A 23,192-nucleotide genomic window follows, 5' to 3' on the forward strand; every position below is an offset into this window, starting at 1 on the left:
GGAACCGCTGCATGACATCGACGGGGATCAACCCCCTCCAAATAGCCATCGCCGGCGGGTCGATCGGCGGGCTGACGGCCGGCATCTTGCTTCACGAACTCGGACACGACGTCCACGTCTATGAACGGTCAACGAGTGCCCTGGAAGGCCGGGGCGCCGGCATCGTCGTGCTTCCGATGACCGAGCGCTACTTCACCGAGAGGGGCTCGGCGTTGGGCGAAGGCCGCGGGGGAGCGGCCGACGTGGCGCTAACCCTTACGTACTGGAGCTATGTCGATCAGTCGGGCGCCATCGTCGGTGCTGCTCCCACGTTCAACCGGTTCACATCCTGGAACACCCTCTACCGGGCACTGCTCGATGTACTGCCCAGCGATCGCTACCACTTGTCCCACGGTGTCGCGGGATGCACTCAGTTGCCGCAGACCGTGACCGTTTCGTTCGAGCACGGAGAAGCTCGGGACTGCGACCTCCTGGTGGCCGCTGACGGCATCGCCTCAACTGTGCGCGGCATCGTCTCACCGCATACCACCACCGACTATGCCGGATATGTGGCGTGGCGGGGCACTGTGCTGGAAAGCGACCTTGAGCCGAGCACCGCAGCGATTTTCGAGGACGCCATGGTGTACCAAGTGCTAGACCATGCCCACATCCTGGCCTATGCCATCCCGGGGCCGGGAGACTCGATTGTCCCTGGAGAGCGGGCGCTCAACTTTGTGTGGTATCGAAATGCGCCGAGGACGGAGTTCGAGGAGCTCATGGTGGACCGAAACGGCGTTCACCGCCCCGCTACTATGCCGCCGGGCCTGGCCCAAGATCGTTTTGTGGCCGAACTCCGCCACGACGCCGAGCGGCTGCTTGCACCGCAGTTGCGGGAACTTGTCCTCGCCTGTGAGGAGCCGTTCATCCAGGCCATATTCGACATGGCCGCCGACCGATTCGTCCATGGTCGGATCGCTCTCATCGGCGATGCGGCTACTGCGTTGCGTCCCCACGTGGCCGCCGGAACGGCCAAGGCGTGCGCCGACGGATATGCGCTGCGCGACCATCTGGCCGCGGGCGACAACCTGAATGGGGCGCTGGCTGATTGGGAGCGTCAACAACTGGACCTGGCCCAGACCGTGGCTGCAAAGTCGCGGCGCATGGGCGAGCGGGCGCAATTCGAATCGACCATGAGTCCTGGTGATCCGGCTTGGCGGTTCGGTCTGTTCGGTCCGGGAGACTGAGCCGGCTGTCCCGACTCATTTGCCGGCCAGCTCACGAAGGAGCGGGTTGGCGGAGTCCGACCAATGAGTTGGCCACCAGAACGGCAATGACAACCGCTCCTCCAATCAGCGCCTCGGCATTGGGCTGCTCCTCCAAGATCCACCACACCCACAAGGGGCCAATGATCGTCTCGAGAATCATGAGCAGACCAGTCTCAGGGGCTGAGAGTCGTCTCGGGCCGTGTCCAATCAGGGCAAAGGAAATGGGAAGGACCAGGATCCCGCTGGGAAGCAGAACCGCAACATCTTCACCGGAAATGCCGAACGGATCAGCAAAAGAGGCGGCGAATCCAGCAGCCAGCAAGGCGCCGACCCCCCAAGCCGGGACCATGCTTACATGGCTGTTGCGGCGCATGATGGTGAGACCGATGGCCATAGCCAGGGCGGCCCCGGCCGCGGCAAGATCGCCGCTGACGCGACCGGTGCCGATACTGCCGAAAAAGATGTACAGAATCGCTCCCAAGCTGGCCGTCACAGCAAGCCAGACCCGCAGGGGAATGGGTTCTCCGAGGAAGACCCTGCTGAGCACCGCAGCAAACAGCGGAGCGGTGGCGAAGATGACCAGGGTGTTGGCCACACTCGTGTGGGTGATCGACGTTGCGAACAAGGTGAGCTGCGACCCGAACAGCGCGGCAACGATGAGCCCCACGGGACCAAGAGAGCGGAACTGGGCCAGAGCGCCACCTCGCGACCACACTGCCGTTGCGGTCACGATGGTCAGGCCCATGAGGAGCCCACGCCAGAACACGATGGTCCACACGTCGGCATCCACGAGCCGGATGAAAAGGCTGTCCGGCGACAGAACTAGGACGCCGAGGGTGGTTAAGAGCAGCCCGATAGCGTGAGAAGAGAGCCGCGTTGGGCGGCCTGCAAATCCTTCTACCACCTCTGCTTGGTCTCTACTTGATTGCCTGGGGGTTGAGGGGCGACCCCACGGCTCGGGGTATGACCAGCGGCGGGGCGACGAGCTGGAACTCATAGACGCCGTCTTCGGCACAGTCGGCCGCGAGCTCATCGAGGTACCAGATCTCGCCGACAAACAATCCCATGCTGACCACCATCACCAAGTGCAGCGGCTGAAAACTGCCTTCGATCTCGTTGGGCCGCACCTCGGCACCCCAAGTATCGGTGGCAATGGCGGCAACCTCCCGTTCGGCCAACCACGGCGCAGACAACAGCGACAACCCTGGCGAGTCGCCAGCCGAGAACCCATCCCAGCCCGGCAGTTCGCGCCGCCGGGCCATGTCACCGGTTCGGATCAGGACAATGTCGCCGGTGCCCACCTCGACTCCATGGTGCTTACAGGCTGCATCCAGGTCTTCGCCGGTGATGGCATCGCCAGGTTGGAGATGCTCGACCCCTCGCACACGCGGTATATCCAACAAGACGCCACGCGACACCACCGTCTTCTGATTCTCGATGCCGTTCTTCTCGGCACCGCTGCTTGACACAAGCCTGGCGTCGTAGCCGTTGTACATCTTCCCGTCGTAGAAGATGTGGGCCAGCGCGTCCCACTGGGTGCCGCCCTGCAAGAACAAGAACAGTGTGTCGTCGGCCACCCCCCAACCCATCGGCCAGCCTTGGGTGCCCTCAACGTGATCGGTGCCGGTGGCGACCATCTGATGGATGGGGTTGACGCGGCCAAAGGCGCCCGTCTGAGGGCCGTTTCCGTCTAGGGGCAATTCCAGCGAGAAGACCTTCCCCTGGTGAACGAGACCAGCCGACTCGACGATTTTCTCCGGGGTGATGTGGTTCAACGTGCCGAGTTCGTCGTCGCCGCCCCAACGGCCCCAGTTGCGGTACTCATCGCAGTATTGGTTCAACAGATCAACGGTGATGTTCGGGGTGGCCATGCGCAGGACTCCTCCCTCAAGTGCTCAACAGCCACGAAGCGGGCGAACGTGGCGTGGATGCATACTTCACGCGATCCATTCGAGTTTCAAGTGAGGTCTGATTTCGGCGGCTGGTAAGCCTGGCTCTTGACACGGCGCCGAATGTGGGCCGCGGCGGCATGGAGGAGCCGCACACGCGGCGTGCGCCAGCATTGCAAGCGGAAAGTCCCCTCGTTTTCGAGGCATAGATTGCACGAGGTGCAATCAAACCGGCCGCTACGGCCAGCCTCGATCTGGGCCACCACATCCGGCTCGCGGATGAGTGGTCGGGCCAGGCACACGAAGTCGCAGGATCCCTCGGCCAGTACCCGCTCAACCGTCTCAGTGGTTCGGATCCCACCCACAAGCAGCAGTTTCAAGTCGGGGACTGCGGCCCGGATGGCCTGGGCGTAGGGCTCGAAGTACGCCTCGCTGCCTGGCGGCGAGAACATCCGGTGGTAGAGGTGGTCAGCCAGGGCCCGCCGCCCATCGACGGCAACGTACTTCTGGCACGAGTCGGCTCCCGAGGCCATCAGCCCCACGCTCACTTCGACGCCATCGAGTCCGAGGCCGGCCAGCACCCGTACCCGTTCGACGCTTTCGGCGAGCAGTAAGCCGTTGTCCACTTGGTCGACCATGCCCACCTTGGCGGTCACCGGGAAATCGGGCCCGACCGCCTGGCGGATCGACTGGTACACCCGGGTCAGCAGCAGTGATCGCCCCTCGGCATCGCCGCCCCACCGATCAGTACGGGTGTTCGAGTGCGGAGAGCTGAACGAGCTGATCAGGTACCCGTTGGCGGCGTGGATATGGATTCCGTCGAAACCTGCGTCAGACGTTCGGGTGGCCGCCGTGCCGAAGGCCTCAATCACTTCTTCGATCTCATCGTCGCCGGCTGGCTCGGCCACCGACCCAGTCAGCGCGTTGGCGACCGAGGAGGGGGCTAGCTGTGCGAGGCCGGGCATCCCTCCCTGGTTTCCCGCGTGGGCGAGCTGGGCGAAGATCCGCCCGCCGGCATTGTGGACAGCGTCGGTGAGCTGGGCCAGCCCGGGGATCATGGCGTCGTCGTGGATCCCGGTCTGGTTGGGCAGGGATTGGCCGCGAGGGTGGACGAAGGCATGCCCGAGAAGCGACAGCCCCACACCGTTGGCGGCCAGCGTCTGGTGGAGCTCGATTAGCGCTGGCGTGACCGTGCCGCTGTCGGTGGCCATTGTCTCCGACGTCGCCGCCCTGACGAAGCGATTCTTGATCTCGAGGCGACCGATTTGCCCGGGCGTAAAGGCGTGCATAGGAGCTTCCCAGTTGGAGTTTTGGAGAACGGTTGTGAGAAGGCTCCTAGACTGCGCGGGCTGAAGCAAGCGACCCAATCCAAAGAGGGGACTCATGAGCAGGAGCAGCGAGGTTCGAGACGGTATGCGGATCGACTGGGATGTGATCGTCGAGATGGACGACGGCCTTCAGTTGCGAGCCGATGTGTATCGCCCTGACGACGACGGCAAGTACCCGGTCATCTTGAGCTATGGCCCGTACGCCAAGGGCCTAGCCTTCCAAGAGGGGTACCCCAGCGCCTGGGACCGCATGGTCGAGGAGCACCCCGATGTGGCGGCCGGTTCGACCAACAAGTACCAGAACTGGGAAGTGTGCGACCCCGAGAAGTGGGTGCCAGAGGGCTACGCGTGCGTTCGGGTGGACTCCCGGGGGGCGGGCCGCAGTCCCGGCTACATCGACCACTTCTCACCCCGCGAGACCCAAGACTTCTACGAGTGCATCGAGTGGTCCGGCGTGCAGCCCTGGTCCAACGGCAAAGTCGGCCTGTCGGGGATCTCGTACTACGCCATCAACTCGTGGCACGTGGCTTCGCTCCAGCCTCCCCACCTCACGGCAATGATCCCCTGGGAGGGGGCTGCCGACTGGTACCGGGATATGACCTACCACGGGGGAATCCTGTCGACGTTCTGGGACAACTGGTACGACATGCAGATCAAGACCGTGCAGTACGGCGTCGGCGAGAACGGAGCCCGAAGCATCGTGACCGGTGAGCTGGTTGCCGGTCCCGAGACGTTGAGCGAAGAGGACCTGCGGGCCAATCGGTGCGACTTCGGCAACGAGATCGCCTCTCACCCCCTCGACGACCAGTACCACCAAGACCGATCTCCCGATTGGTCGAAGGTGACCGTGCCGTTCTTGTCGGCGTCGAACTGGGGCGGGCAGGGACTCCACCCCCGGGGCAACATCGAGGCCTACATTCGGGCCGCTTCCACCGAGAAGTTCCTCGAGTGCCACGGCATCGAGCACTGGACCGAGTACTACACCGATTACGGCGTTCAGCTCCAGAAGCGCTTCTTCGCCAAGTACCTCCAGGGCGACGACGCGGCGTGGGACGATCAGCCGCGGGTGCAGCTGTTGGTCCGCCACGTCGACCGCTTTGTCGAGCGGGCCGAATCCGACTGGCCCATCCCGCGCACCGACTGGACCAAGCTGCATCTCGACCCGTCGGACCAGACGCTGGTGCACGACCCGGTAACGACGCCGGCGACGATCTCGTATGAGGCCATGGGCGACGGGCTCACGTTCTTTATGGCGCCGGTCGAAGAGGAGACCGAGGTGACCGGACCGCTCTCGGCCAAGCTCCACATTTCGTCGTCCACCACTGATGCTGATTTGTTCTTGGTGTTCGGGGTCTTCGACCCAAATGGGGAAGAAGTGACGTTCATGGGGGCAATCGACCCCCACACGCCCATCGCCCAGGGTTGGCTGCGGGCCTCGCACCGCAAGTTGGACGAGTCCTTGTCGGAGGTGTGGCGGCCATACCACACCCATGACGAGGAACAGTCGCTGATCCCGGGGGAGGTCTATGAGCTGGATATCGAGATCTGGCCGACGTCCATCGTGATTCCCTCGGGCTATCGCATCGGCTTGTCGATTCGAGGTCGCGATTACGAGTGGGCCGGTGACACCACTGGGCTCAAGCTGTCGAACTTCAAGAACGAGCTAAGGGGCTGCGGTCCTTTCCTGCACGACGATGTTAGGAATCGCCCACCGGAGATTTTCGATAACCAGGTCACAGTTCATTTCGGCCCCGAACTTCCCAACTGGGTATTGGTGCCGCACATTCCGAACGGCTGAGCGGGGAATCGTCAATCAGGCGGCTCAACCTCGAAAGTGTTCATGAGCTGGGCCAGCATCCCGTAGTAGCCGACGACCGTCATCAGCTCGACGACGCGATCTTCCCCCAGCGCCTCAATAGCTCGGCCGTAGACGTCGTCGTCGACGGACCTGTTGTGGAGTATCGACTTGCAAACGTCGTAGGCCGCCTCTAGGTCGGAGGCATGTAGGTCGGGCCGCGTCCCAGCCCGCAGATCTGCGACCTGCTCCTCGGTCATCCCGACGCGTCGGGCGATCGGTTCGTGGGCCCACCGCTCGAACTCACAGTCGTGGTAGGTGGCGACCATGAGGATGGCCATCTCGCGCACAGCTGCGCTGAGGTCGCCGTGGAACCTCAGAGCGGCGCCAAGCCGCTGAACTGCGTCGCCGACCCCAGGGCTGTAGAGCAACACGTTGAAGGGTCCGATTAGGGCCCCGTTCTCGTCGGTCAGCGGAAACGATGCGTCCTTGGCCCGATCGCCTCCCGCGATGGAGTCGTACAGGGCCCGCTGCTCAGCGTTGAGGTCGCCTGGAGGCAGGCCGGGCAGTCGCGCCATCTCAGCCCAAGTCGACGATGGCGGCCACCGATCCGCCCCCCGCGGGGCCGGATTGGAGACCGGCAACCGAGACGAACACGGCGGGATCTCCCAGCGCGGCGGCGGCCACGCCTCCCACGGCGCCCTTGGTGTGGTGGGTGTGGTGGATGTCCGAATCGTTTTGCGAGACTTGGCGCCGTCCTCGGAGTCGGCCGCTCGGATGGATCTCGCACTTGATGAAGCAGTTGACCACGCGGCCGTCGAGGTCCTCGGGGATGGGCCGCTCGGGCAAGTCGAGGCCGGCCGAGCGAATCGCCCGGTAGATGCCGGGGAAGTCGAGGTTGTCCTCCATGATCGAGTGGCCCGACCGGTAGCGGCCGCCTACGCCGAGGCGATTGCCGACCACCACCACCTGGGCCTGGGTCTGTTCAACCCCCGACGAGCACGACGCTACTGACGAGTAGACCGAGAGGTCTTTGGCGATCTGGTCTTCACGAGGCCGTTCGATCTCGCCTAATGCAGTGGCGATGCCCAGTGCAGAGGTGGCGTTGGAAACCGCCATCGATTCCATGGTGTCCTCCAGCGCCACCGTCTGGCCCCGGGCATGAGCATCGGCGATGCGCTCGGCGGTCAACAAGGGCGTCTTGGTCTGCACATAGTGGACATCGGCCGGGTCATCTATGCCGGCGTCGGTGACGGCCAGCTTCACCGCGTCGGCCACCTTGTCGAGCATGGCAAGGCGACCGATCTCTTCGGGCAGGATGGGGACCGAGACTGCTTGCCCGACGGTGAGGCGCTTCTCGTTTGCAGGCTCATCCGGCCCATCGACTTTGGCGAACACAGTCATGTGGGGCGAGATCACCCCGTCGGTGCCGCCAGACCAGGCGATGGGCACTTGCAGCGCCGACTCCCGGGAGTGCCCGCATTGCTCGACTAGGAAGTCGCGCAGCACTCGGTCGGCCAGGATACGGGAGAAGTCGTTGACGCCGCCGTTACCCTCGACCTTGCCGACCACCCCGACGATCTGATCGCCCCGGAAGGCGCCTTCCGCTATGGCCTGTTCGAGCCCAGCGGTGTCCGTGACGTGTTCGAATGGGATCTTGCGCACTTCAAAAGGCATCGGACTGACGCTCCCTCGGTTTCACTAACGTTGAAGGTCCCTAGATATTGGCAGACTGCGGCACGAAGGATGGAAAGGACCATGACCCCTGACCCGACCGACGTCGGGGCCTTCGCGCCCAACAGCGTTGCCATAAGCGGCTCCGAAGCAGGCAGTCTGCGGGGCCGCACCTTCGTAGCCAAGGACCTCTTCAGCCTCAAGGGCCATCGAAGCTCGTTCGGCCACGAGCGCTGGCGGGCAACCCATGTCGAAGCGTCAGAAACATCGCCGATCTTGACCTGCATGCTCAACGCCGGCGCCGACCTCGTCGGGCTGACGAAGCTGGATCAGCTGGCGTATTCGCTGATCGGCAACGTGGGCGAGGGTTCGCCGCCGCGCAATGCACTCGACAACCGGCTCTTCTGCGGCGGCTCATCGTCGGGGTCGGCCGCGGCAGTGGCGGCAGGACTGGCCGACATCGGCCTCGGCACCGACACCGCAGGCTCTATTCGAGTGCCCGCAGCCGCATGCGGCCTGCACAGCATCAGGCCATCGCACGGCCTGATAAACCCCGACGGTGTGATCCCGCTGGCGCAATCACTCGACGTCGTCGGCATATTCGGACTTCATGCTTCGATCATCGCTGATGCGCTCCGGGTGCTAGCGCCGCAAACTACCAGCCTCGTCCCGCCCGTCGGGGTCAAGCTCGCCGCCGACGTCTTCGACACCGCGGATGCCACCACCACCAGCATTGGGACTGCTGTTGCCGAGGCCGCGGCCTCCATCATGGGGGTGCCATTCGAAGAGGTCGAGTTTGGCGACTTCACCAGTACCGATGTCGGAGACTTGTTCGCCCGACTTCAAGGACGGGAAATCTGGTCGAACCACGGTCGCTGGGTCGAAGAGCACGGCTCATCTCTGGCCCACGATGTGCAGTCGAGGCTGGAGCGATGCGAGCGCCTTTCCCGGGATCCAGCGGAGGTCAAGGAACAAGACCACCAGGAGAGGCTCAGATACGCCCAGACATTCACCGCCGCAGTCGAACCGGGAACAGTCTTAGTGCTCCCGGTGATGCTCGAGCACGGTCCAATGCGAGCATGGGATGACGAACAGCTGGCCCAATTCAGAAGCGGCTGTTTTCGGCTAGCGGCGCCAAGCAGCCTCACCGGAGCCCCTCAGGCGGTTTTCTCCGTCCGCCGCGATGGCAATCCCCGGACGGTGGGAGTCGGCCTTCTGGCCGCTCCCGGCGAAGACGATCGCCTGTTGGACCTGATGGTCTCGCTAGGTGACAGGGGAGAGAGTTAGACGCATTAGCAGTCTGCTGGGTCGATCACCGATGGCGCAGGGTCTTCCCGTGTCGCTTCACATCCTTTGTCGCTACCTGCGCCCAAGAGGTAGACATTCCAAGCGCCTCCCCGACCTCCTTGAGGGTTAGCCCTTGACGGCGCAATCGGATGGCTTCAGCAGCCTTCTCTTCCTTGGAGGCGATTCTGTCGATTGTCTGCGGAGTCGGATCGTCTGGAACCAAACCGGGCTTCTCTGTTTGCTCTGTTCCGGCCTTGAGCACGTCCAAGATGTCGGTGGCTTCGAATAGTTCGCGGCCGCGGTGCTTGCCACGCACTGGTGCGACTATCCCTGCGGCCACGAGCCGGTCGGTGGCTCGATAGGCCGTTGCCAGAGGAATACGCAACTGGGCAGCCATGCCCTGCACGGTGAACACGGGCATCTCGGGAAGGCGTTCTGCGACCTTGCGGGCAGTCGACCCCTTGCGGCTCCGGAGGTTCTTGTCCCACTTGTCGGTAACCGTGTCGATCCGTGCGATTAGCCCATCGGCGTAGTCGCAGGAGGTTTCCGTCGTCGAGGAAAACAGCGACACCCACGAGTCGAGCGACTCTGCTTGCTCGGGTGAGCCGGCCCTTCCCTTGAAGCGGGACTCGGCGAGGGCGTCAGTGTATTCGTCTCGGTTGAAGGCGAGAACGGCGCTGATGGGCGGGGTTGTATAGCGGGTGATGTCGCCCTTGCGGAGGATGGTCTGAACCAGAGCTCGGCCGGCTCTTCCGTTTCCGTCGCGGAACGGGTGGATCGACTCGAACTGGACGTGGGCGACCGCGGCCGCAGTTACCGGGTGATGGTTGGTGGTGTTGATGTACTCGACAAGGTCATCCATCAGCTCGGGCACTTCCTCTGCTGGCGGGGCCACATAGGCCGGCGGGGGGTAGCCTCCCAGTACCCCGCCGACGCGAACCCAACTGGGGCGCAGTCGCCCGCCCACCTCCGGCTTGGAAGTGTGGGCCATCAATATGGCGTGGATCGCGAGAAGATCGTCCAAGGTGATCGGACCTCGGCTGTCTCCGATTTCTGCGGCGAGACGGGTCGCCTCGATGCTCCCGATGGCCTCGTTCGCTGCTTCGTCTCGGGGGTTCCCGCCTCCTCTGGTGACGGCCTCGGCTCTGGCCACCCTCCGCAGAGAGGGGTTCACGTCTTCGATGGTGCTGGACCCGACGCTCTCAGACCTCTGGAGCACCCACCCGACACGGGAAGCGAAGTCTCCGTGCTGCTCTTCGAACTCCTTGATCGCCGCCTCGGCTGCACGGGCGGCGCTGTCCCAGTGGGGGAGGGTGGCTATACCGGCGGTCAGGAGCGGATCGGGGTGGTATGCGGCGAAACTCCCTGGGGGATGGTCGAGTTTTCGGGCAGCGTTCTTGGATATCGGGGGGGCTTCCTCTGCTGGTATCTGGTGGATGGTGTAGCGGCCCATGACCTCATGGTACTCCGCCCAATAAGTGAGAAAACTGGAACTTTCTTTCTCGCTGAAGGCTTGCGAAGCACAACCCAACAAATGAGAAAAGTGGAAACAGTTTTCCCAGTTGCTGGATCTGATGATCTCGCTGGACGATAGGGGAGGGAGTTCCACGCTGTAGCAAGAGGGAGTTCCACGCTGTAGCAAGGCAGTGGGTTTCGTGGGCTGGCTTTGCGGCGGTGGCGTGGCGGGCTGGGCGGCCTATGCGGCTAGTGGGTTGGCCTTGGTCTGCGACAGGGGTTGTCGGCGTGGTCTTTTGGCGGTGGGACGGTGTTGGGTTTGGAGGTGTTTGGCGGCTGGGTTGTCGTTGGCGGCGAGGCGTTTGGTGTAGTGGGCGATCATTGCGGGGGTGGTCCATCGGCCTGCGAGCATGATGGCGGCCATGTCGATCTTGTTGGAGACGAGGTCTTGGGCCGTGCCTACGCGCGGGGAGTGGGAGGAGATGTTGGCGGGGTCGATGCTGGCGGCTTGGGCGGCTGCTTTGATGCGGCGGTTGAGGGTGGTGGCTGAGAAGTTGAAAATGTGGTCTTCGGGATCGGCGTCTGGGGGGTTGATGCGCTGGAGTGCCTGGTAGGCGGACTTGGAGATGGGCGCCACTGCGCCGTTGGCGGTCTGGTCGGTCTTTGAGCGGCGGATCCGCACCAAGCCGCATCTGCCGTCTTCTGCCATGTTGATGTCGCCCCATCTGAGTGCGAGGAGCTCGGAGCCGCGCAGCAGGGCGTCGTGGGCGACGGCGACTAGGGCGATGTCGATCAGGGCGCGGTGTGCGGCTTGTTCAGGGGTTTCCAGCCGCCCGCCGGGCTGGTTGCGCCGCGGCTCGAAGGCGGCGTCGGCGATCAGGTCGACGTGGTGCCGGCGCAGGGGGGCGGCCTGTTTGGGGACATAGCCTGCTTCGGCTGCCTGGCGTCTCAGGCCTGACCGCACACGGCGCACTCGGGGGTCGCGGGCGGGGTTGGGGTCGAGCAGTTCGTCGTGTTTGTGGGCGACTGCGGCGAGGTAGACGTCCAAGGTGTTGGGCTTTTTGCCCTGGTCGGCCAGCCAGACCAGCCATCGCTGGAGGTCTTGGGGGCGGGCGGGAAGCACCGGCACACCGTGGCCGGACGCCCAAGACGACCAATTCTTCCACCCGCACCGGTAGGTCTTGCGGGTGCTGGGGGCAACACTGGCCGCTTTGGCATCGGCGACCAACCGGTCGATGTCCTCAGCGCTCAACCCGCCGCTGGGTCCGGTAGGGGCATCAGGATTCGGTGCGCCGTTTGGGCTGTCGGCCCCGCAGACGCACACAACGATGCCGCCCCGCGCAATGTTGGTGAATCTTCCTGTTGTGGTGTTCATGGCCGCTGCACTAGCAGCCCGGCGGGGGGCTGGCGTCATCACATGCCCATGTCTTAGCCACACACCGCTCATATATCTATGTAGCGGTTAATTGCCCTTAACCAATAGCGGGGAACCGGAGTGCTTGTCAACTACCCCGGAAACTTCGCCAGCCCCGAGGTCCGGCTAGGTAATGCCGACAGCTCGCTGGCCTGGGTCTATGTCGGGTGCCGCTGCCGGTTGGAACCTTGGGGACAAACAGCCCCGGGGTGGGAACGAGCCCGAATCGGCACCGTGCAATTCCGGCCACACCGCTTTTGCGGCCCACGCCCAAAGCCCAGAACCCGGATCGGGCCTGCTGGCTTCAAACCGGGCGATTCCCCCGTACCGCAGCGGTTTCCGCTGTACCGCCCGCCGCCGACGATTCCCTGTAGGGCCCCTGCGGCTGTGACTCCAAAGCAGTGCTTAAGGGCAATTAACCGCCACCCTGCACAAGGAGGAACCACATGCTTGGAACACTGGCCCTCGGGAGGTCTATCGCCCACCTGCTCATAGCGCTCGCGGTGGTCGCGTCGCTGCTGGTAGTGGTACCGCTCCCTTCGGGGGTACCCCTCGTCGGCGACAGCATCGAGCGGGCCGACGCGCACGACAAGAAATCGTGCCGGTGGGTCTCCTATCAGACGCAGGCGCGGGCACGCGGAGCTGATGGCGAGTGGACGACCAAGACCGTGACCAGGCAGCGGTGGGTCTGCACCAGCGTCGCCCACACCCATAGGTGGGAGGGGGCTGCCCGCTGGGCGGGGACCCATCTAGCCTGCGCCGGATTCTCGGCGGCGGTCGGCGGTGCCACGTTCTACGGGACGAGACATCCCGCTTGGGCTGGTAGCGTTACCGGGACAACGCAGCGCGGCTGCACCAGGCTCATCAACAACATCGGCAACTGAGGAGCCATACCATGACCACCGCAACCACCGAAGGCCGTCTGTCGGGGCGGCTCGGCACATCCATGGCCGCCATGTTCATCTTCGCCCTGTGGGTGTCAGCCGCCGAAGGGATCGCCCTTCTGATCGGCGCTGCCTTTGACCTGTCAGGCAACGCGAAGCTGGCCCTCAGCCTGTCATCGCTCGTCGTCGCAGTAGTGGTCGGCATTGTGGTCCTCAAACGCTATGACCGGCGCGGATGCGAACAGTCCTTCAGTTGAGCGCAGCCTTCGCGCTGGCCGGACTCCTGGTCGTAGCGGGTTGCGCGTCCGACAGCGCCGGAGACTGCGAGCAGGCAGCTATGGGCCAAGCCCTCGCCGAGCAGCGGTGGCAGGAGGAGTTCGAGCGGCACCTCCTCGCCGACGAAGCCTACTCGCAGAACCCCGGATCAAGCTCCGCGCTCGCCGACCACGACCATTCGGCAGAGGTGCTCCTCAGCGTGCGCGCCGACATGATCGCCGCCGAGGCGGAAACCCGGAACAAGTGCGGTTAGCCCCGCGCAATTGCCTCACTAATCAACGAATACGACAAAATCAAAGTCCAGGAGGACCAAGCCCAGGTGCTCTAAGAGATCGCCGCACGCCTCGAAACGACGAACAGGCTGCTCGCTATGCTCGCGGCGACAACAGACGGCAGCCACACAGCCAGAGCCAAGGACACGAAGACGAGAGCGCAGGAAATCTACGACTACTTCAGCTGACCTTCGTAAACAGCGCATAGCCAATCAAGGGTTCTTGTTCCCTAGTGCGAACGACGACTTCACTGGGCCAACTTTCCAGAGCAGCTTTCCCACCCTTTCCTTGAATACTCCATTGATCAGCCAGATGTCTGGCCGGTCATCGAGATTCATGCCGTCATCGCCCATATGAGCGCTGTCAGCGAACAGATGTCTGTGGGGAGTAGCCTGTTCTGCTTCTGCTTTTCCTAGTCAACGCGTAACGTGGGCGCTGGGCCCTACGCCCGGAGGCCAGCTTACGGGCACAGGGTCGGGGGTACTGAAAATCGCCACGAACTTGATAGTTTGTCGGCATGTCGAGAGCAGAGATCGGAACTCGTGTTGTTCTGTGGGCAGTGTTGGTTGCTGTGCTGCTTTCACTGGGCTCATTCACCCCGCTTGGCTGGGGGATCGGCGTGGCGATCGTGATACCGACAGCGTTGGGAGCGTCGACGCTGGTTTCAGGACATGTTCGACGTAAGGGTCTGGTGGTCCAGAAATAGGACCGTGTCAGGCATTTCCTGGGCAGGAGTCTCGCTTACATTCACGAGCATCGGTTTCCATGCCCACCACTCTGCTCTTCCGCACCGGTACCGAACCTGTGTCGTGGGAAATGCCGCATCAGCCGCTGCCAAGATTACCTTCACAGCCCGAGATCCAGGTGCGGTACCGGCATCGGCTCACGTCCAGAGGCAGTGCGAGACAAACCAGACTCTGTTCTGCACGTCCGGCAGCTGAGGAGATGAATATGGGCAAGAAGCTATGGAGCCTCGTAACCAGCACTCCCAGGACCAGGCGGGGGAGGATCGCCTCGGGAGCCGGAAGCGCGTTGCTGGTCGCGGCTATGGTGTTTCCGACCATTGCCTTCGATCTCGGCTACGCCGCCTTCGCCATCTTCGCGCCGCTTGCCGTAGTTTTCACAGCCACCGTTCTGTGGCTCGACAGGGTGCCCGGCTCGTAGCCATTGCGCTGAAGATTGCGGTTTGTGCTTGCTCGGCCCACGACACCGCGGCCTGCGAGGATGCTGCTGTCGGCCAAACGCTTGCCGAGCAGCGCTGGAAGGAAGGGTTCGAGCGGCACGAACTGGCCCACGACACCCTGGTTGAGAACCCCGATTCGGGCTTTGATTTGGGCGAACACGACCACTCGGCGGAGGAACTGTTCTCCGCGCGGGTGAACATGATACTTGCGGAGGCCGAGACTCGAAGGCAATGCGGCTAGGCCGCTACTCCGGCAAGTAGGAGGGCGGTCACAGGCGACTTCGATGGTGTTTGGGTAGGGTTTGCCCGGCAGGCGTTTGCTGGCGTTTCCCGTGTGGAGGTTCGAGTTCGATGGTCGACAGGCACGTGTTGCGCCCGGCGGGGGTGTGGGATCCGTCGTCTGCGGGTTTTGAGTATCCTCAGCCGTTCTCCCAGGGGGTCGTGTGCGACTCGGGCCGGATGGTCTTTGCCGCTGGGCAAGTCGCCCTGGATCCTGACGGCGCGGTCATCGGGGTCGGGGATCCGGCGGCTCAGACTGAGGCGACGCTTGAGAATCTCCAGAGGGTGTTGAATGAAGGCGGGGCAACGCTGGGAGACGTTGTGCGGTTGACCGTGTTTCTCACCGACATGACTCACCTTCCCGCGGTGCAGGAGGTGAGGGCCCGGTACTTCCCGGTCGATCCCCCGGCGAGCTCGACGATTGAGATCAGCGCCCTCGTCGTTCCTGAGCTAATGGTCGAGATCGACGCCATCGCGGTGGTGGATCCTCCCCCGAAATGAGTCAGGGATTTTCTGATAAATTGCCTCAGACAAGGGTAATTTGAACGAGTGGAGACCAGGTCATGGCCGACGAAGATGATGGATATTTCCGAGAAGTAGTCGTCCGTTTGAACCAGCAGCAACTTGAGTTGGTCGACGATTCCGTTGACGAAACCAGTTCTGGAGACCGAGAAGAACTCTTGCTGCGGGCATTGCGAGAGTTCCACAAGGAATACTCCTCATGACCGAGCGAAAGTTGCTGTATGAGCACGTGATGGAACCGGCAACCGGCAAGGCCGTCGAGCTCCTGGCCGGACAGGTCATGCGACTCGAACAGATCGGAGTGGCCGGTCAGTGCGCTGACTTCAACTGCTTCAACCTCCACGATTACAAGGAGTACTTCCACACCGGACGCACCCGGCACATGCACGGAATGCACCCCACCACGGGCGACTTCTTATGGTCGGCGCCGCCGCGGGATCGCCCGATAGCGGCGATCATCGCCGACACCGTTGGTACCAACGATGTGCTGTATCCCCGATGCAGCGGCTTGCTGTACGAATACCAGTTCGGGGTGGAGCCCCATACCAACTGCCACGACATCCAGGCCGAAGCCCAGCGGGAGTACGGCTTGACCAGCGACGACGTTCACGACTCGTTCAACTTCTTTATGCACACCGGCGTCGATCAGGCCGGACACCCATTCATCGCCGAAAACGTGGCCAAGCACGGCGACTACGTCGAGATCATCTCCTTGATCGACCTGTTGGCCGTGCCCAACGTCTGTGGTGCCGACACCTTTGCCACCAGCAGCTTCGAGCTGAAACCATTGCGGCTTGCCATCTATGAGGGTTTGCCCGAAGACCTCGCTCAATTCGAGGGACGGCCGGAGCTGGTCAAATACAGAAGCCAGCTCACCACGGCGGATTTGGCTGCTCAGCCCATCAAGGCCGATCGGGAGCTCTACAAAGACGATTCGTACGTCCCGAACTACGTCAATTACCCCATCACGCTCACCGACGTTCCCGTCAGCTTGAGCCCCGAGTACCAGACCATGCTCGATGAGCTGGTGGCTACGGGAGAATTCGGTGAGACCGATGAGGACGTACTTCGATACGTGTTCTTCAGCTGGTGGATCGTGAACTACATGAAGGGTCCGAAGCACTTGGATCAGGCGGCAGAGGACTAGCAGGGGCTGCTGGTGAGGGATCACTGCTCTGAAAGAACTCCAATGACCACGCACCCAGTAACGGTCGAAGTCAATGGCGCGGTGTACGAGCGCTCGGTCTCGCCCCGCTTGTTGCTCTCGGACTTCATAAGGCACGAGCTTCACCTGACCGGGACCCACGTTGGCTGTGAGCATGGCGTCTGCGGGGCTTGCACCGTTCAGCTCGACGGCGACGGTGTTCGGTCGTGTCTGCTCTTCGCCGTGCAGGCCGATGGCTCGTCCATCCGCACCGTTGAGGGTCTGGCGACCGGCCCGGACCTGCACCCCCTCCAGGCGGCCTTCAGCGCCGCCCATGCGCTGCAATGTGGATTCTGCACACCGGGCTTGCTGATGACCATCGAATCGATGCTCGATGAAATGTCCACGATGACCGAGCCTGAGATCCGGGAAACGCTCAGCGGCAACATCTGCCGATGCACGGGCTATCAGGGCATTGTCGAAGCGGTGAAGGCCACGGTGGCAAGGAATGAACAGGAAGGTCGCTAGCGGATGTTCGCGGCAGCGTTTAGTGTCCAATAGGGGGTAAGTGTGCCCAATGTCGATGACCAGCAGTCCGCACCTGGGAATGCAGGCCGCTCATGAGTGCTGACGACTTGGTGCCTCAAAAGGTAGAGGCCATCCTGAATCCGGGCCGGATGCTGTCGGACGGCATTCCCTACCCGGACTTTGCCGCGGCCCGGGCGCTGGACGATTTGGCCGAATGGCTGCCATTCTGGACCGAGACCGCTGGGCGCTACGAAACCCTGGGCATGGAGGCGATCGAAGCCGGTGACCGGGTCAGCGGCGGTGAATGGCTGTGGCATGCATCTCTGTCGTGGCATTACGGACAGCTCATGTGGTTCCACGAGCCTGAGCGCCGCGAGCACGGCCAGCACAAGAAGGTCGAGATGTACAAGCTGGCGGCACCCCATCTCATCGCCCCGGCCGAGCGGGTGGAGATCGAATTCGAATCGACGATCATCCCCGGCTATCTCCGCCTCCCGGCTGGGCCTGGGCCACACCCGTGCGCGGTTCTCATCGGCGGGCTGGAATCAACCAAGGAGGAGAGCTACCACTTCGAGACGCTCTGCCACCGACGCGGGTTGGCAACCTTTGCCTTCGACGGTCCTGGTCAAGGCGAGATGTACTTCGACGTGAAACTCTGCGCCGACTTCCATCGCTATACCTCGGCGGTTCTCGACGCCATTGCCCCCCGCCCGGAGGTGGACGGCGACAGGATTGGGGTGCTCGGCCGCAGCCTGGGCGGCTACTACGCCATGCAGTCGGCAGCCCTCGACAAGCGGCTGAAAAGCTGCGTGGCGTGGGGCGGGTTTTCCGACATGTCCGACTTCGACGGCATGCCTCCCCATACCCGCGGCGGATTCGTGTATGTATCGGGGTTCGAAGACCTCGGCGAGGGCCGCGCCTATCTACAAGAGACGTTCGACCTCTCCCAGACCATTGGAGACCTGACTTGCCCCACCCTGTTGATCCAGGGGATCCACGATCCCATCTTCCCTCCGCACCAGACCGAGCTGCTACAGGCAGGACTGGCCCACAACGATTTGGCCGAGATCGTGGTTGAGCCCGATGGCGACCACTGCTGTCACAACATGGGCCCCGTGGTCCGGCCCCGCATGGCCGACTATTTGGCCCGGACACTTGGGTAGTAGCTGATGTCGCTGCCTGCTGTGTTGAGACCCGGAGAGATCGCAGGAGTGGAGACCCGCAATCGGATCATCCGGTCGTCCACCTCCGAGACCATGGCCGACGACCGCGGCATCATCACCCAGCAGTACCTCGACCTCCACACCAGGCTGGCTCGTCACGGCGTAGGGCTCATCTTCACCGGCCACTGCTCGGTCCACCCTCGAGGCAACTACATCCGAGGCATGACGGCCTTGGATCGAGACGAGGCCATCGGGCCGATGAGGAAGCTGACCGACGCGATCCACGCCGAAGGGGGCAAGATCTTTGCCCAGCTCAACCATGCGGGCAGCCAGAGCCGCGATGATTCGATTGAGCCCCTGGCCCCCTCGGTGGTCGAGAATCCGCAGTTTCACCGCCTGCCGTTCGCCGCGGCGAGCTCCGATGAGATCTGGGAGGCCATTGAGTCGTTCGGGAACGCGGCCCGGCGGGTGAGAGAGGCCGGCTTCGACGGCGTACACGTTCACGCCGGGCATGGCTACCTCCTCTCGGAGTTCCTATCGCCAGCCACGAACCGCCGTGAGGACGAGTGGGGCGGATCGCTGGAGAACCGCCAGCGGTTGCTGCTCGAAACGTACAAGTCGATGCGGGCGGCCGTGGGCGACGACTTTCCTATCACCAACAAGATCGGGCTGTGGGACTACGTACCCGATGGCCTGACGGTCGAGGAAGGCCGGGCCACGGTCACGATGATGGACAACGCCGGGCTGGACGCCATCGAGCTCTCCGCCGGCCTTATGTCGCCGAAGGCAGAAAGCGCGGCACGATACGTGGGCGTGACCCGGAAACGGGCCTTGCAGGACAAGCTTCTGCATCGTGTGCTCGCGGCTCCGGTCAAAGAGGCGTACTACCGGGAGGAGGCTCGCCGCCACAGGGCTACAGCGAGGGGGCAGACGATTCTCGTCGGCGGCGTGCGCACAATCGAGGTCATGAACGAGGTGATCGAAGACGGGTCGGCCGATTTCGTCTCCCTGGCCCGACCGTTTATCCGTGAACCCGATCTGGTTCGCCAGATCGAAGCTGGTCGCACGGGCATGGTGGACTGCGTCTCGTGCAATATCTGCCTTATGCATGAGGGATCGGTGGCACTGAAGTGCTGGCGCGAGTCCAATGTTGATCTCCTGACCCATGCCTGGGCACGGATCCGAGGAAAGATCTGATGAAGCCACCCGATTTTGACTATGTGGCTCCGACATCGATCGACGACGCGGTCAAAGCGCTCGGCAGCGACACTGAGGCTAAGGTGTTGGCTGGGGGCCAAAGCCTGATTCCCCTTCTGGCCTTCCGGCTGGCCGGCCCGTCGCTACTGGTGGACTTGGCCCGAGTGGACGGGCTCGACCACATCACCGATGAAGGCGACCGCCTGGTCATCGGGGCGATGACGCGGCAACGCCGAGCCGAGCGCGATCCGATGGTGGCCAATCGCTGCCCGCTGCTGGTTGAGTCCCTGCGCCATGTGGGGCATCCGCAGATCCGATCTCGGGGAACGATTGGCGGAAGCGTGGCCCACGCCGACCCCGCGGGAGAATTGCCCGCGGTGGTGTTGGCACTGGGGGGGCGGGTGCAAGTCACGGGCCCTGCTGGGGATCGGACGATCGAAGCCGAGGAGCTGTTTCAGGGGTTTTTGAGCACCGCGATCGCCGACGATGAAATTCTGACCGCGGTGGAGCTGCCCGCGTCGGGGCCGCGGACCGGATGGTCGGTGGTGGAGATTGCCCGCCGACCAGGCGACTATGCGCTGTGCGGCGCGCTCTGCCAGCTCGAGATCGGAGACGACGGCGCCGTCGTCGACGCCCACCTGGCGCTGATCGGTGTCGGGGATCGCCCAATGCGGGCCCACGGAGTCGAGGCCGCAGTCCTCGGTGGGGCAAGCTCGACCGAAGCAGCCGCGCTGGCCCCCGATGGCCTCAGCCCCGGCAGCGATGTACACGCTTCGAGCGACTATCGGCTGCACCTCGCCACGGTGACCAGCCGACGAGCACTTACCCAAGCCCTGGAGCGCGCCGTATGAGCGATCACGTTGTCACCATTTCCGTAAATGGCGTCGAGAGGTCGGACTCGGTGCCGGCCCGCCTCACGCTTGCCGACTTCCTACGAGAGCGGCTGGATCTCACCGCGACCCACCTGGCGTGCGAGCACGGGGTGTGCGGCGCGTGCACTGTTCTCGTCGACGGCGAGACTGCCCGGGCGTGTCTGCTGCTCACTGTTCAGGCCGACGGGAGTGAGGTCACCACCCTCGAAGGCCTGACCGCCGGCGACGAACTCGGTCCCATCGAGCAATCATTTTGGGCCAAGCACGGAATGCAGTGCGGCTTCTGCACCCCGGGGTTCGTGATGACCATCTCCGAGCTGCTGGACGACAACCCCTCACCGACGAGGCAGGAGATCATCGAAGGTCTCGGCGGGAACCTGTGCCGCTGCACGGGCTACGTCAAGATCGTGGAAGCAGTGGAAGAAGCGGTGAGCCTTCGGGGAGGTGGAGCGTGAGCTTGTTTGGTGCGAGCATTCGCCGCAAAGAAGATCCCCGCTTGCTTCGGGGAGATGGCCGGTATCTGTCTGACATCAAGCTGCACGGCCTGGTCCATGCGGTGTTCGTCCGCAGTCCCCACGCCCACGCTCTGATTCGGGGAATCGATTCGAGCGCGGCGGCGGCCGATCCGCGGGTGGTCAGCGTCATCACATCCGACGATCTCCCGGCCGGCCTGCCTCCGCTGCCCTGCATCGACGCCGAGGAGACTACAAAGCCGTTCAATCAACCCATCCTGGCCACGGACAAAGTCCGGTTCGTCGGCGAGCCGGTGGCGCTGCTGGTTGTCGAGGGCGACCGCTACATCGCTGAAGACATAGCCGGGCTGATCGACGTGGACTACGAACCGCTGGCCGCGGTGTCGACGGCTGAAGCGGCGGTTGCTCCCGACGCCCCGCTGGTTCACTTCGAATCGAATGTGGTCGATGTGCTGGAGTACTCGCTGGGCGACGCCGACTCGGCGCTGGCAGCCGCGCCCCACACGCTCAGCGAGCGGTTCGCGACCCAGCGGTATGCGGGCACTCCGCTGGAGACCAGGGGAGTGATCGTCGAGTGGGACGAGCCGCGCCAGGGCCTCACCATGTGGTCGTCGACTCAGGTTCCCCACAGCCTGAAGGCCACCCTGGTCGGCTACCTGGGTCTGCCGGAGAACGCCGTCCGGGTGATCGCCCCCGATGTCGGCGGTGCCTTCGGGGTGAAGCTCCAGCCCTATCCCGAGGAGATCGTCCTCGGCTTGGCCGCCAGATCGGTCGGCCGCCCCATCAAGTGGGTGGAGGACCGCTACGAGCATTTTCTGGCGTCCACCCACGGCCGCGAGCAGTATCACGACGTCGACGTGGCCTATGACGACGACGGCAGGATTCTGGCCATCCGCGACCACGCGGTAACCAACACCGGCGCCTACCTCCAGCGTTTGACGCTTGTCGAGCCCTTCATCGGGGTTTCGATGCTCTCGGGGCCCTACGTCATCGAGCATCAGCAATTGTTGTCGACGGTGGTCATGACCAACACCACGCCCCTCAATCCATTCCGAGGCGTCGGCCACGTTCAGGCGGCGTTCACAATGGAGCGCATCATCGACGTCGTCGCCGCCGCCGTCGGCATCGACCCGGGCGAGGTGCGGATGCGCAACATGTTCTCGAAGGAGGTGTTCCCGCTCCACCGCGGGATCGGGAACGTTTTGGCCGGAGAGATCATCTATGACTCGGGCGACTATCAGGAGTGCCTGAGCCGTGCCCTCGCCGCGGCTGAGTGGGACGAGTTCCGCCGCGAACAAGTGCGGGCCCGAGCCGAGGGCCGCTATCTGGGCATGGGAATCGGCTTTTTCGTCGAGGAGACGGGACTCGGCCCCTACGAGAGCGGTCGCGTTCGAGTCGAGCCCTCCGGCCAAGTGATCGTGTTCACCGGGGCCTGCAGCAGCGGACAGGGCCACGATACCGTTCTGGCGCAGATCACCGCCGACGAGCTCGGTGTCGATTTCGACGACATCGTGGTCGTGCACGGAGACACCGATCTGGTGGCCAGCGGTGTGGGTACCTACGCCAGCCGGAGCGCGCCCATAGGCGGCACCGCCGTGCGCCATGCCGCCGGCTCGATCAAAGAGCAGGCGATCAGAATCGCCGCCGAGATGCTGGAAGCCTCGCCACAGGACCTCGAACTGGAAGATGGCGAAGTCCGCGTCAAGGGGTCACCGGCCAGCTCGGTGTCGCTCGCCCAGGTGGCGGGAAGGGTGGCTCCCGGCCAACCCCTGCCCGAGGGGGTCGTCAACTACACCCTGGATGCGACCGACATCTATCACCCGCCGACGAACACTTTTTCCTACGGATGCCATGTTGCGTCCGTAGAAGTCGACATCGAGACCGGTGTGGTCACCCTGATTCGCCATGTGGTGGTCAACGACTCAGGAACGCTGATCAACCCACTCTTGGTGGATGGTCAGGTCCAAGGCGGCGTGGCGCTGGGCATCGGCGGAGCGCTCCTCGAGGAGATCGCCTACAGCGACGACGGCCAACCGCTGAATGCGAACTTCATGGACTACTTGGTTCCCGCCATCGGCAATATGCCCGAGATGGTGGTGGAACACATGGCGGTCCCCACCCCCCTGAACGCTGATGGGATGAAGGGAGCGGGGGAAGGCGGTGCGGTTGGCGCCCCGGCGGCAATCGCCAATGCCGTGGCCGACGCACTGCTCCCGCTGGGAGCCAAGATCACCGCAACGCCGCTGGGACCGGAAACGGTGTACCGGGCACTTCAAAACGCCAGCTAGCTAGACCTAATCCGGATTGGAGAAC

Annotated in this window: 24 protein-coding genes; 17 read left to right on the forward strand and 7 right to left on the reverse strand. The window is 63.6% G+C overall.

What is annotated here, in order from left to right; all coding sequences use genetic code 11:
* Nucleotides 1-11: 11 nt before the first annotated feature.
* Nucleotides 12-1,223, forward strand: coding sequence for an FAD-dependent monooxygenase (locus ACOOGG_RS16350; RefSeq protein WP_420436966.1), 1,212 nt, complete (start codon nucleotides 12-14; stop codon nucleotides 1,221-1,223).
* Between the two features lie 31 nt (nucleotides 1,224-1,254).
* On the opposite strand, the gene ACOOGG_RS16355 is transcribed toward ACOOGG_RS16350, so the two are convergent.
* The 3 genes from ACOOGG_RS16355 to ACOOGG_RS16365 form a co-directional block, all read right to left on the reverse strand.
* Nucleotides 1,255-2,277: a DMT family transporter gene (locus ACOOGG_RS16355; RefSeq protein ID WP_420436968.1), complete on the reverse strand. Its 1,023-nt coding sequence runs from the start codon at nucleotides 2,275-2,277 to the stop codon at nucleotides 1,255-1,257.
* Nucleotides 2,162-3,115, reverse strand: a complete 954-nt coding sequence (locus ACOOGG_RS16360) for a cyclase family protein (protein ID WP_420436970.1) — start codon at nucleotides 3,113-3,115, stop codon at nucleotides 2,162-2,164. Before ACOOGG_RS16360 ends, ACOOGG_RS16355 begins: the two co-directional genes overlap by 116 nt.
* An 86-nt stretch (nucleotides 3,116-3,201) precedes the next feature.
* Nucleotides 3,202-4,422: an NADH:flavin oxidoreductase gene (locus tag ACOOGG_RS16365; protein WP_420436972.1), complete on the reverse strand. Its 1,221-nt coding sequence runs from the start codon at nucleotides 4,420-4,422 to the stop codon at nucleotides 3,202-3,204.
* A 94-nt stretch (nucleotides 4,423-4,516) separates the two neighbouring features.
* Here ACOOGG_RS16365 and ACOOGG_RS16370 point away from each other — a divergent pair, with 94 nt between their 5' ends.
* Entirely contained in the window at nucleotides 4,517-6,259 is a 1,743-nt protein-coding gene (locus ACOOGG_RS16370; RefSeq protein ID WP_420436974.1) for a CocE/NonD family hydrolase, read from the forward strand.
* Between the two features lie 11 nt (nucleotides 6,260-6,270).
* On the opposite strand, the gene ACOOGG_RS16375 is transcribed toward ACOOGG_RS16370, so the two are convergent.
* Complete coding sequence (locus ACOOGG_RS16375) at nucleotides 6,271-6,834, reverse strand: carboxymuconolactone decarboxylase family protein (RefSeq protein ID WP_420436976.1); 564 nt, start codon at nucleotides 6,832-6,834, stop codon at nucleotides 6,271-6,273.
* A gap of 1 nt (nucleotide 6,835) precedes the next feature.
* Nucleotides 6,836-7,933, reverse strand: a complete 1,098-nt coding sequence (locus ACOOGG_RS16380; RefSeq protein WP_420436978.1) for a ring-opening amidohydrolase — start codon at nucleotides 7,931-7,933, stop codon at nucleotides 6,836-6,838.
* A gap of 81 nt (nucleotides 7,934-8,014) precedes the next feature.
* Between ACOOGG_RS16380 and ACOOGG_RS16385 the strand changes: the two genes are divergently transcribed.
* Nucleotides 8,015-9,217 (forward strand): amidase family protein, encoded by a 1,203-nt coding sequence (locus ACOOGG_RS16385; protein WP_420436980.1) that lies wholly within the window; start codon nucleotides 8,015-8,017, stop codon nucleotides 9,215-9,217.
* Between the two features lie 25 nt (nucleotides 9,218-9,242).
* Here ACOOGG_RS16385 and ACOOGG_RS16390 read toward each other — a convergent pair whose 3' ends face one another.
* Nucleotides 9,243-10,670, reverse strand: coding sequence for a Fic family protein (locus ACOOGG_RS16390; protein WP_420436982.1), 1,428 nt, complete (start codon nucleotides 10,668-10,670; stop codon nucleotides 9,243-9,245).
* A 243-nt stretch (nucleotides 10,671-10,913) separates the two neighbouring features.
* The gene (locus ACOOGG_RS16395) at nucleotides 10,914-12,047 is read right to left on the reverse strand and encodes a tyrosine-type recombinase/integrase (RefSeq protein WP_420436984.1); all 1,134 of its coding nucleotides are present in this window, start codon (nucleotides 12,045-12,047) and stop codon (nucleotides 10,914-10,916) included.
* Between the two features lie 485 nt (nucleotides 12,048-12,532).
* On the opposite strand from ACOOGG_RS16395, the gene ACOOGG_RS16400 reads away from it, so the two are divergent.
* The 14 genes from ACOOGG_RS16400 (at nucleotide 12,533) to ACOOGG_RS16465 (ending at nucleotide 23,167) form a co-directional block, all read left to right on the forward strand.
* Nucleotides 12,533-12,970, forward strand: a complete 438-nt coding sequence (locus tag ACOOGG_RS16400; RefSeq protein WP_420436986.1) for a hypothetical protein — start codon at nucleotides 12,533-12,535, stop codon at nucleotides 12,968-12,970.
* A gap of 11 nt (nucleotides 12,971-12,981) precedes the next feature.
* Nucleotides 12,982-13,227: a hypothetical protein gene (locus ACOOGG_RS16405; protein ID WP_420436987.1), complete on the forward strand. Its 246-nt coding sequence runs from the start codon at nucleotides 12,982-12,984 to the stop codon at nucleotides 13,225-13,227.
* Entirely contained in the window at nucleotides 13,224-13,499 is a 276-nt protein-coding gene (locus tag ACOOGG_RS16410) for a hypothetical protein (protein ID WP_420436989.1), read from the forward strand. The genes ACOOGG_RS16405 and ACOOGG_RS16410 overlap by 4 nt, the downstream gene beginning before the upstream one ends.
* 970 nt (nucleotides 13,500-14,469) lie before the next feature.
* A complete protein-coding gene (locus ACOOGG_RS16415) occupies nucleotides 14,470-14,682 on the forward strand; it encodes a hypothetical protein (protein ID WP_420436991.1) in 213 nt (70 codons plus the stop codon).
* Complete coding sequence (locus ACOOGG_RS16420; protein ID WP_420436993.1) at nucleotides 14,655-14,942, forward strand: hypothetical protein; 288 nt, start codon at nucleotides 14,655-14,657, stop codon at nucleotides 14,940-14,942. The genes ACOOGG_RS16415 and ACOOGG_RS16420 overlap by 28 nt, the downstream gene beginning before the upstream one ends.
* A gap of 110 nt (nucleotides 14,943-15,052) precedes the next feature.
* Nucleotides 15,053-15,481, forward strand: a complete 429-nt coding sequence (locus tag ACOOGG_RS16425; RefSeq protein WP_420436995.1) for a RidA family protein — start codon at nucleotides 15,053-15,055, stop codon at nucleotides 15,479-15,481.
* A gap of 62 nt (nucleotides 15,482-15,543) precedes the next feature.
* Nucleotides 15,544-15,705: a hypothetical protein gene (locus tag ACOOGG_RS16430; RefSeq protein WP_420436997.1), complete on the forward strand. Its 162-nt coding sequence runs from the start codon at nucleotides 15,544-15,546 to the stop codon at nucleotides 15,703-15,705.
* Nucleotides 15,702-16,649, forward strand: coding sequence for a DUF1989 domain-containing protein (locus ACOOGG_RS16435; protein WP_420436999.1), 948 nt, complete (start codon nucleotides 15,702-15,704; stop codon nucleotides 16,647-16,649). The genes ACOOGG_RS16430 and ACOOGG_RS16435 overlap by 4 nt, the downstream gene beginning before the upstream one ends.
* 42 nt (nucleotides 16,650-16,691) lie before the next feature.
* Nucleotides 16,692-17,174 (forward strand): (2Fe-2S)-binding protein, encoded by a 483-nt coding sequence (locus tag ACOOGG_RS16440; RefSeq protein ID WP_420437001.1) that lies wholly within the window; start codon nucleotides 16,692-16,694, stop codon nucleotides 17,172-17,174.
* Between the two features lie 92 nt (nucleotides 17,175-17,266).
* Complete coding sequence (locus ACOOGG_RS16445; protein ID WP_420437003.1) at nucleotides 17,267-18,337, forward strand: alpha/beta hydrolase family protein; 1,071 nt, start codon at nucleotides 17,267-17,269, stop codon at nucleotides 18,335-18,337.
* 6 nt (nucleotides 18,338-18,343) lie between these two features.
* On the forward strand, nucleotides 18,344-19,534 hold the full coding sequence (locus ACOOGG_RS16450; protein WP_420437005.1) for an NADH:flavin oxidoreductase: 1,191 nt from the start codon (nucleotides 18,344-18,346) through the stop codon (nucleotides 19,532-19,534).
* Nucleotides 19,534-20,385 (forward strand): FAD binding domain-containing protein, encoded by an 852-nt coding sequence (locus tag ACOOGG_RS16455; RefSeq protein WP_420437007.1) that lies wholly within the window; start codon nucleotides 19,534-19,536, stop codon nucleotides 20,383-20,385. The genes ACOOGG_RS16450 and ACOOGG_RS16455 overlap by 1 nt, the downstream gene beginning before the upstream one ends.
* Nucleotides 20,382-20,861, forward strand: coding sequence for a (2Fe-2S)-binding protein (locus ACOOGG_RS16460; RefSeq protein WP_420437009.1), 480 nt, complete (start codon nucleotides 20,382-20,384; stop codon nucleotides 20,859-20,861). Before ACOOGG_RS16455 ends, ACOOGG_RS16460 begins: the two co-directional genes overlap by 4 nt.
* Nucleotides 20,858-23,167 (forward strand): xanthine dehydrogenase family protein molybdopterin-binding subunit, encoded by a 2,310-nt coding sequence (locus tag ACOOGG_RS16465; protein ID WP_420437011.1) that lies wholly within the window; start codon nucleotides 20,858-20,860, stop codon nucleotides 23,165-23,167. Before ACOOGG_RS16460 ends, ACOOGG_RS16465 begins: the two co-directional genes overlap by 4 nt.
* Nucleotides 23,168-23,192: the final 25 nt, after the last annotated feature.

The organism is Candidatus Poriferisocius sp., from assembly GCF_965214065.1.
GTDB lineage: Bacteria > Actinomycetota > Acidimicrobiia > Acidimicrobiales > Bin134 > Poriferisocius.

Coding starts and splice junctions, on each gene's coding strand:
- ACOOGG_RS16350 (WP_420436966.1), top strand. CDS start 12: ATGACATCGACGGGGATCAACCCCCTCCAAATAGCCATCGCCGGCGGG.
- ACOOGG_RS16355 (WP_420436968.1), bottom strand. CDS start 2,277: ATGAGCTCGCGGCCGACTGTGCCGAAGACGGCGTCTATGAGTTCCAGC.
- ACOOGG_RS16360 (WP_420436970.1), bottom strand. CDS start 3,115: ATGGCCACCCCGAACATCACCGTTGATCTGTTGAACCAATACTGCGAT.
- ACOOGG_RS16365 (WP_420436972.1), bottom strand. CDS start 4,422: ATGCACGCCTTTACGCCCGGGCAAATCGGTCGCCTCGAGATCAAGAAT.
- ACOOGG_RS16370 (WP_420436974.1), top strand. CDS start 4,517: ATGAGCAGGAGCAGCGAGGTTCGAGACGGTATGCGGATCGACTGGGAT.
- ACOOGG_RS16375 (WP_420436976.1), bottom strand. CDS start 6,834: ATGGCGCGACTGCCCGGCCTGCCTCCAGGCGACCTCAACGCTGAGCAG.
- ACOOGG_RS16380 (WP_420436978.1), bottom strand. CDS start 7,933: ATGCCTTTTGAAGTGCGCAAGATCCCATTCGAACACGTCACGGACACC.
- ACOOGG_RS16385 (WP_420436980.1), top strand. CDS start 8,015: ATGACCCCTGACCCGACCGACGTCGGGGCCTTCGCGCCCAACAGCGTT.
- ACOOGG_RS16390 (WP_420436982.1), bottom strand. CDS start 10,670: ATGGGCCGCTACACCATCCACCAGATACCAGCAGAGGAAGCCCCCCCG.
- ACOOGG_RS16395 (WP_420436984.1), bottom strand. CDS start 12,047: ATGAACACCACAACAGGAAGATTCACCAACATTGCGCGGGGCGGCATC.
- ACOOGG_RS16400 (WP_420436986.1), top strand. CDS start 12,533: ATGCTTGGAACACTGGCCCTCGGGAGGTCTATCGCCCACCTGCTCATA.
- ACOOGG_RS16405 (WP_420436987.1), top strand. CDS start 12,982: ATGACCACCGCAACCACCGAAGGCCGTCTGTCGGGGCGGCTCGGCACA.
- ACOOGG_RS16415 (WP_420436991.1), top strand. CDS start 14,470: ATGGGCAAGAAGCTATGGAGCCTCGTAACCAGCACTCCCAGGACCAGG.
- ACOOGG_RS16425 (WP_420436995.1), top strand. CDS start 15,053: ATGGTCGACAGGCACGTGTTGCGCCCGGCGGGGGTGTGGGATCCGTCG.
- ACOOGG_RS16430 (WP_420436997.1), top strand. CDS start 15,544: ATGGCCGACGAAGATGATGGATATTTCCGAGAAGTAGTCGTCCGTTTG.
- ACOOGG_RS16435 (WP_420436999.1), top strand. CDS start 15,702: ATGACCGAGCGAAAGTTGCTGTATGAGCACGTGATGGAACCGGCAACC.
- ACOOGG_RS16440 (WP_420437001.1), top strand. CDS start 16,692: ATGACCACGCACCCAGTAACGGTCGAAGTCAATGGCGCGGTGTACGAG.
- ACOOGG_RS16445 (WP_420437003.1), top strand. CDS start 17,267: ATGAGTGCTGACGACTTGGTGCCTCAAAAGGTAGAGGCCATCCTGAAT.
- ACOOGG_RS16450 (WP_420437005.1), top strand. CDS start 18,344: ATGTCGCTGCCTGCTGTGTTGAGACCCGGAGAGATCGCAGGAGTGGAG.
- ACOOGG_RS16455 (WP_420437007.1), top strand. CDS start 19,534: ATGAAGCCACCCGATTTTGACTATGTGGCTCCGACATCGATCGACGAC.
- ACOOGG_RS16460 (WP_420437009.1), top strand. CDS start 20,382: ATGAGCGATCACGTTGTCACCATTTCCGTAAATGGCGTCGAGAGGTCG.